Origin of the sequence: Bacillus sp. MM2020_4, from assembly GCF_011250555.1 — a bacterium.
Classification (GTDB): domain Bacteria; phylum Bacillota; class Bacilli; order Bacillales; family Cytobacillaceae; genus Neobacillus.
Genome location: NZ_JAANMZ010000040.1, coordinates 34,790 through 42,141, shown reverse-complemented (window position 1 = coordinate 42,141; position 7,352 = coordinate 34,790). Strand labels below are relative to the sequence as shown.

General features: G+C 41.1%; 8 protein-coding genes and 1 rRNA gene. 2 read left to right on the top strand and 7 right to left on the bottom strand.

The genetic code is table 11. The annotated features are described in order from the left end of the window. Positions 1–98 (bottom strand): 16S ribosomal RNA (locus G6554_RS19855); the annotation flags it as partial. A gap of 481 nt (positions 99–579) precedes the next feature. Here G6554_RS19855 and G6554_RS19850 point away from each other — a divergent pair. After that, on the top strand, positions 580–1,083 hold the full coding sequence (locus G6554_RS19850; RefSeq protein ID WP_166245027.1) for a CBO0543 family protein: 504 nt from the start codon (positions 580–582) through the stop codon (positions 1,081–1,083). Continuing rightward, positions 1,073–1,543 carry a CBO0543 family protein gene (locus G6554_RS19845; RefSeq protein WP_166245025.1) on the top strand — a complete coding sequence of 157 codons (471 nt, stop codon included), beginning with the start codon at positions 1,073–1,075 and terminating at the stop codon, positions 1,541–1,543. The genes G6554_RS19850 and G6554_RS19845 overlap by 11 nt, the downstream gene beginning before the upstream one ends. Positions 1,544–1,639: 96 nt before the next feature. On the opposite strand, the gene G6554_RS19840 is transcribed toward G6554_RS19845, so the two are convergent. The 6 genes from G6554_RS19840 to G6554_RS19815 all read right to left on the bottom strand — a co-directional run bounded on the left by G6554_RS19840 (position 1,640) and on the right by G6554_RS19815 (position 7,330). Beyond that, positions 1,640–2,203 carry a CBO0543 family protein gene (locus G6554_RS19840; RefSeq protein ID WP_166245023.1) on the bottom strand — a complete coding sequence of 188 codons (564 nt, stop codon included), beginning with the start codon at positions 2,201–2,203 and terminating at the stop codon, positions 1,640–1,642. A 172-nt stretch (positions 2,204–2,375) separates the two neighbouring features. Next, positions 2,376–3,326: a formylglycine-generating enzyme family protein gene (locus G6554_RS19835; RefSeq protein ID WP_481747927.1), complete on the bottom strand. Its 951-nt coding sequence runs from the start codon at positions 3,324–3,326 to the stop codon at positions 2,376–2,378. 44 nt (positions 3,327–3,370) lie between these two features. Further along, positions 3,371–4,579 carry an ROK family transcriptional regulator gene (locus tag G6554_RS19830; protein WP_166245021.1) on the bottom strand — a complete coding sequence of 403 codons (1,209 nt, stop codon included), beginning with the start codon at positions 4,577–4,579 and terminating at the stop codon, positions 3,371–3,373. Positions 4,580–4,653: 74 nt separating this feature from the next. Beyond that, positions 4,654–5,694, bottom strand: coding sequence for an ABC transporter substrate-binding protein (locus G6554_RS19825; RefSeq protein WP_166245019.1), 1,041 nt, complete (start codon positions 5,692–5,694; stop codon positions 4,654–4,656). A 23-nt stretch (positions 5,695–5,717) separates the two neighbouring features. Continuing rightward, entirely contained in the window at positions 5,718–6,554 is an 837-nt protein-coding gene (locus G6554_RS19820; RefSeq protein ID WP_481747926.1) for an ABC transporter ATP-binding protein, read from the bottom strand. Next, complete coding sequence (locus tag G6554_RS19815) at positions 6,509–7,330, bottom strand: ABC transporter permease (protein WP_207342978.1); 822 nt, start codon at positions 7,328–7,330, stop codon at positions 6,509–6,511. Before G6554_RS19815 ends, G6554_RS19820 begins: the two co-directional genes overlap by 46 nt. Between the last annotated feature and the right edge of the window lie 22 nt (positions 7,331–7,352).

The following is a 7,352-nucleotide window of genomic DNA, read 5'->3' as shown; positions in this document are numbered from 1 at the left end:
CTAACCAATGGGAGCAAGCTCCCAAAGATCCGCTCGACTTGCATGTATTAGGCACGCCGCCAGCGTTCGTCCTGAGCCAGGATCAAACTCTCCAAGAAAGTTGATTAGCTCATTTGTTACGTTGGCTCATGCTCTTCTATTTAATAGAAGAAACACGATTAATATTGTTTGTTGACGTTTTTGTTTGTTTAGTTTTCAAAGAACAAATGTTCTCGTCGCTCGTAAGCGACTTTATTATCTTACTAAATTATCAACTGAATGTCAATAACTTTTTTATAATACTTTGTCGCCTCGGTGACGACTTGTTCTATATTACAGTAATATTAGTGGATGGTCAACACCTTTTTTACGTTTTTTTTAAAAGAGAAAATCTTTCTTTCTGCATAAATGAGCGGCACGCTCTCCATCCACTACGTTTCTCACCTAAAAGGCTAGGGAAAGACTCTCTGCACTCGCACCGTCATGGAGTGAAATGAAAATGAGACAAGAGAACCGTCCCCTGCTTCACCTGTATCATTGAATACAAATCGTGAAAATAGAAGATACTTTTTACTAAGAATAAAAAAGGAGTTTTGAATTATGCGGATGGAGTATTTGATCCTGGTAGCAATGTGGTTGTTCGGCATTATTGCCTGGATTCTGTTTATTCCAAGCAATGATCGGCGTAAGGGATTCTTGGCATATTTAATGTTTCAAGCAATCGTCTGGCTCTGCGATATGCCTTCTTTTACATTTGGTTTGTTACGTGCGCCTGTACGGGAGTTTCCAAAAGCGACAGATCTCCCCCTAACCATCAATTATTTTTTTTATCCCGTATTGTTTTCCATATTATACGTTCATAGGAAGGTAACAGGCAGGATAGGAACTAGAATGACCTATTTTTTTGTCTGGGTCACTGTGATCACGTTGTTTGATATTGTTCTCGAGAGATATACCGATTTATTAGAATATGAAACATTGACGTGGTATGGGATGTGGATATACATGGTGTTTCTTTTTTACGTGAGTCAGGTTTGCTGTAATTGGTTCTTTAAAGACAAATCCTTATTTCAAGCAGAGCGGGAGAAGGCTAATGAGAATTGATTGGTGGGTCTTGCTGGCGGTGTACGCTTCAGCGGCAGGAATTCTTTTCTTCATACCAAAAGATAAAATCCGACTTGCCGTTGTCGCTTTCTTATTCAAACAGGTAATTACGTTTTTTATTGGTTTAGTAGTCGTGGAGTGGGGGCTGCTTGAATATCCTGTTCGACTATTTGCTTCGATTAATCGGACGAGCTTCACGTTTGAATATCTTGCTTTTCCAGTTGTTTGCGCCCTCTTTAATGTAAGGTATCCCAATGATCGGAGTGGCCTTATTCAATTTTGCTATTATGTCGGATTTAGTTCTCTCTTGACGGTCTTTGAAGTCATTGCCGAAAAATATACAGAACTCATCAAATACGTACACTGGGAATGGTATATTTCTTGGGCTACAATTTGTCTATCGTTTTATATTTCGCGTTTATTTTGTGTCTGGTTTTTCGCAAAAGGAAAAGCTTACTAACACCACACTCCTAATGTGTCTGACAAAAAAATAGAGAAACCCTCAAAAATTTGGGTTTCTCAACATTCATTACTTACAATTACTGCCACGCTTCCATTATTGTTTAGATATCGATTGGAACCCATCGATCTTCGTAAACCAATAAGCAACGTAAAATAAAAACATATAAATGCAAAAGTCATAAATGGATAACCAATTTTTCGGTTCATAAAAATGAATCCAGACAAAAAACTTCATGCCTCCAAAAGCAGAAATGGCTGAAATTATAACTCCCTTTACGAACAAATTCGCCTTGGGCTTAATTTGTATGGTAAACATAACGGCCACTGGGACTAGCGAAAGATGATAGGGAAGTAAGAAAATAGGGCCAACAGGGATAAACTTTACCGGATAACGCCATAATCCTAATGAAATGGCAATAAGGTCAATCATTAACGATAAAATAATCGTTATCAGGCCTCCAAGAAGTAGCCTTCCGGTGATTTCCTTTTTTCTAAAGAGGAGCCAAATAATCCAAGGAACAATAAATAACCCAATTCCGAACCACCATTGCCAGGTAAAAAGAAAGTGATCAACAACAGCTTCAGACATGATCTTGTTTGCTTCGATAAAAAGTTGGGTACCTTCTTTAGATTGTTCAATTCCTTCAGTAAATGCCATGCTAGCCCACCCCTAATAACAAATATATACCTCTATTACCTTAAGAGTATTTTTCGTTCATATAGGTAATTATTTGCCATTAGTCTTCTTAATATTAGTCTTTTCATAAATATTTTAGGGTTTCGAGTGATAAAGAAAAAGAAGCATGAGAACCGTCCCCTGCATCACTGCTTCACATCACACATCGGAATCCCATATGGCCACTTGAGGTGTCTGGACTGACGGCACTGCGTGCTGATACTCGGTATCGATTGCAATAGGATTTGTGGCAAAGGTAGGAGCCGCCTTTTATGAGTTTATCCCTTCCATTTGGCGGGCCTTGGGGATTTTTCTTAGTTCCTTCTATATGATAGGAAGCACTAAACCAGTCTGAACACCATTCCCAAACATTGCCGGACATATTATAAAGACCATATTGATTGGGCGGGAATGATTTCGAGGGGGCCGTTCCGAGATATCCATCCTTGCCATGATTGGTTTGCGGAAACGTTCCCTGCCAGATATTACAGACATGTTTTCCATCTGGATGGAGTCTATCTCCCCAAGGGTATCTCTTTTGGACGAGGCCTCCTCTTGCCGCATATTCCCATTCCGCTTCAGTAGGCAGCCTCTTCCCTGCCCACTTGCAATAGGCCATCGCATCATTCCATGAAACATGGACAACTGGATGGTCCAAACGATTTTCAATGGTTGAACCCGTGCCCTCGGGCTGATTCCAAGCAGCACCTTCAACTACCAGCCACCAAGGTGTGCCGGGAACAGATTGTCTCACATTCTTATTCTCAGGGTGTAAAAATTGATAAAAAACAAAAGACCAGCCATATTTTTCAGCATCTGTTTTATAGCCTGTGTCTCCAATAAAATCACTAAATTCCCCATTTGTAACGGTACATGCATCAATGAAAAATGGGGCGAGCTCAACCTCTCTCACAGGGCCTTCTCCATCTTCTGAAAATGTTTCCTTATCGTTTGAACCCATTAATGTCTTACCGCCACTAAGAAAAATCATCCCTTCCTTAGTGGGGGCATTTTCATTTTTGATTGCAATCGAAGTGGATTCCATATGAATCTGTAAATCCGGCTGTCTACTCATAGCGCAACAACTTTTTTTAATTGATTCCACCGAAGTCCCCCCTAGCTGGTTACATGATAGATAACTGCGAATGCCTATACCAATTGATGTGCCTTTTCAATAGAGAAGGCTTCATTAATGACCAATGCAGCAGCACCGAGTACCACTCCATCAGATAAGTCCGATACCATAATGGGGGTGTTTTTTCCACCGCTTCCGACTACTCGTGCTTGGACCTCGTTCCGTAAAGCATCTAAGAATAGGTCACCTAGCAGCATCAAACGTCCTCCAATGACAATCATTTCGGGGTCGAAAAAGCTGATCACATTAGCAACCCCAATTCCGAGAAATCGTCCTGCTTCTTCCACTACTTGTTGCGTGACGGAAGATCCACTCTGTAAAGAAAAAACAATGTCCTCAAACGTTACGTTCTCGCTATTTTCAAAGAAAAGCTGTTTTTCTTGTGGATTCACCTCTAATTGGCTGTACACGTTCTTGATGATTTTTGTCGTTGATACTAAGGTTTCAAGACAACCATAGTTGCCGCACGAACAACGCTCTCCAAACAGGTCAACTGTTGAATGGCCGATTAAACCGGATTCCCGGTGATTTCCCCGATGAAGCTCTCCATTTACAATTATTCCGCTACCGATGCCGGCATCTGCCATGACATAAACAAAATGATTGGATCTTCTCCCTTTTCCAAACCACTTCTCAGCTAATGCCGCCACATTGGCATTGACATCTATGGTAACTGGTATCGTAAATGCCTGTTGCAACATCCTTCGTAAAGGAACTTTATGGATATCGTAGAAATTAGGAATCGTGACAAGTCCTTCCTGTGATTCATTTATTGGACCGGGTATCCCTATTCCTACGCCCAAAAGTTTAGAACGGTCTATTTCCTCTTCAACGATCATCTTCTCAACACGTTCCTTAATAAAAGAAATAATGTCGGTCATATTTCCCTTATTGTTGGTTTCTTTTAGTTGATAAGTGATCATATTACCACTTAAATCCGTAATAGCCATCTTAACAGCGGAACGGCCAATTTCTATCCCAATCGAGTAACAGCAGGTACTATTGATACTTAGGAGGACGGGACGTCTTCCTCCCGAGGAATCACCCAATCCATTCTCGATCACCAATTGCTCCTGGATCCCCTTTTCAACCATCCTTGTAACAGTTGGTTGCGAAATTCCTAATCGTTTGGATAGCTCTACTCGAGAAATAGGTCCCTGTTCGCGGATAAAATTGATCAACCTATTCATTTGATAATCATTTAATAATTCGATTATTTTCATACTCCAACACCCTTTAAAGTAAGAAAGGGAGGAATTCCCCCCTTTTTCTTGTGTCAATGATGAACCAACAATGATTACTTCTTTAATGCCTCATAAAACGGTTCAGGGCTGATGAATTTCTCTCCATCTACTATTTCTTTCATCTTACCATTTTGGACAAATAGTTTTTGAAGATTTTCAAACCATTTAACTGCCGTTCCATCTTCAAATTTCCCCTTAATTTCTTCAGAGCTTAAAAACTCTGTTGTTTTAACCTGCGAGGCCAAGGTTGCTTCATCGATCCCCGTGAACTCCGCCGTTAATGTAACGGCTTCATCAATATGGTCTTTACGATAATCATTGGCTTTTGTCCATGCTTGTAGGAATTTTTCTACCTCTTCTTTATGTTCCTTCAAATATCTTGGGCTGACGACCCAGCTCTGAGGGAATACATACTCTGGGAAGAAATCAGTGTTGTCAGCTAACTTTACGAAATTATCCGCACCAACTTGCTTTTCAATTTCAGCTGTAAATGGGGACCAAATCGCTACAGCGTCGACTTGATTGGCAATAAAGGCTGAAACCGCACCCGCCACTTCCATGTTGACAATGTTTACTTTGCTTGGATCTACCTTTGCTGCTTCAAGCGCTAAGTTCAGAACCATTTCACCAGAGGTACCTTTTGGTACGCCAACCGTTTTTCCTACCAGGTCTTTTACATCCTTTACACCTGACTTTTTCGACGCCAGTAACATATCACCCGTATTTAAGCTATCTACGGCAATGATATTTCCCTGACCTTGGGCAGCTAAGAAGGTTGCACCTGGTCCAATGTAAGCAATGTCGATATCACCGGCGACCATTGCCTGGAATTCCGGGGGACCACTGTTAAACTTAACAAGGTTTGCTTTAATACCAGCATCCTTGAAATAGCCCTTTTTCTCAGCAATTACAAGTGGCGTTGCCCCATGTACATCGGGCATGTAGGCAATATTAATGGTTGGCGTTTCTTTCTTTTCACCCGACTTCTTTTCTCCTGAAGAATTGCTTTCACTTGATGTTGATGAAGAACAAGCACTAATTAGCAGAATCATGGCTAAAAGAAACATAAAGACTAATGATTTGTTTTTTCTCATCTTTTTCATTTCCCCCTAGTAATCTATTTTTTTACTGCTAAGTACTCTTGGTACACTTTCGACCATATTTCGTTCTTGATTTCAACAAACCTTGACGCTAGTTTTGTTTCTTGTGTCCGTGGATAAGGAATATCCACATCAATCACTTCTTTAATTCTTCCAGGACGGGCACTCATGATAACCACTCTTTGCGCTAACAAAACAGCTTCTTCGACATCATGGGTGATAAAGAAACAGGTTTTCTTCTTGTTCTCCCAAATATTGAGAAGTTCCTCCTGAAGCTGGGCACGAGTTTGGGCATCAAGTGCACCGAAGGGCTCATCCATTAACAGCACTTCCGGCTCAGCCGCAAAGGCGCGGGCAATCGCTACCCTCTGTTTCATCCCTCCAGATAATTCCTTAGGGTAGGAATGGGCAAAATCCTTTAAACCGACTAATTCTAAATACTCCATGGCATGTTTTCTGCGTGTGACAGCATCAATGCCTTTTAACTTTAAGCCGAACTCCACATTTTTAAGAACGGTCTTCCAGGGAAAAAGTGCGTACTGTTGAAACACCACTCCACGCCCTTCTCCTGGTCCTTCAATTTCTTTATCATCGGCTAATACAGATCCGGACGTTTTTTTCTCCAATCCGGCAATGATATTTAACAACGTACTTTTTCCACAGCCGCTCGGCCCTACGATACAAACAAATTCATTTTGTTTAATCTCGAGATCTACATTATTAAGGGCAATGACATCTCCATTTCTACCCTGGTAGATCTTTGAGAGCCCTTTTACCTTAATCTTTGCGTCACTTTTTCCTGTTGTCATCATTTGCTCACCTCTTGCCAGCCAGCTAATTTTTTCTCTAGCCATAGAACACCTTTATCCATGATAAATCCAATTAAGCCAATTAAGATAATCCCCAAGATGACGAGGTCCATCCGGAAGAAAAGCCCCGCTTCCATGATCATATTCCCAAGCCCCTTGGACGCACCTGTAAGTTCTGCTGCCACTAGCGTTGTCCACGCCGATGCTAATCCTAATCGAACCCCCACCAGAATATATGGAAAGGATGCAGGAACAACGACTTCCAAAAAGATATCCTTATCCGTAGCCCCCAATACCCTGGCTGCTTTAATAAGAGTAGGGTCTACATTCCGAACACCTTGATAGATGGAAACAACCATAACCAAGAAGGTTGCGACAAATATAACAGCGATTTTTGCACTTTCTCCCACACCCAATGCCACAATAACGAGCGGAATTAACGCAATCGGTGGAATCGTTCTGAAAAATTGAATCCATGGTTCAAACAAAGAGCGGAAAATGTCATACCATCCCATTAAAAAGGCAAATGGAATCGCTACCAAAAGTCCTAACAAAAACCCGCCTAACACACGGTAGATACTGGCAACGATATCCGTGATCAGATTCTTATTCGATAGTTCTGTAACAAATGTTTTGGCAATCGTAATCGGATTCGTTAAGATCGCATTAACCGATGGAATCGTAGATAAAAGCGTCCACACAAGGATTCCTACCACTAAAGATAAAAATACCATGAGTCTATGATCGACACGTTTCCAAAACGGCTTTCGTTTTTCTTTTTGTACCTGGATGACTGATTCCGTATTTACTTCACCCTGCATTCTTTTGTTCCCCCCTCGTTTG

What these genes read in the sequence shown, in the direction of transcription:
- G6554_RS19850 (WP_166245027.1), top strand. Translation starts at nt 580, where the DNA reads ATGCGGATGGAGTATTTGATCCTGGTAGCAATGTGGTTGTTCGGCATT.
- G6554_RS19845 (WP_166245025.1), top strand. Translation starts at nt 1,073, where the DNA reads ATGAGAATTGATTGGTGGGTCTTGCTGGCGGTGTACGCTTCAGCGGCA.
- G6554_RS19840 (WP_166245023.1), bottom strand. Translation starts at nt 2,203, where the DNA reads ATGGCATTTACTGAAGGAATTGAACAATCTAAAGAAGGTACCCAACTT.
- G6554_RS19830 (WP_166245021.1), bottom strand. Translation starts at nt 4,579, where the DNA reads ATGAAAATAATCGAATTATTAAATGATTATCAAATGAATAGGTTGATC.
- G6554_RS19825 (WP_166245019.1), bottom strand. Translation starts at nt 5,694, where the DNA reads ATGAGAAAAAACAAATCATTAGTCTTTATGTTTCTTTTAGCCATGATT.
- G6554_RS19820 (WP_481747926.1), bottom strand. Translation starts at nt 6,554, where the DNA reads ATGGCTAGAGAAAAAATTAGCTGGCTGGCAAGAGGTGAGCAAATGATG.
- G6554_RS19815 (WP_207342978.1), bottom strand. Translation starts at nt 7,330, where the DNA reads ATGCAGGGTGAAGTAAATACGGAATCAGTCATCCAGGTACAAAAAGAA.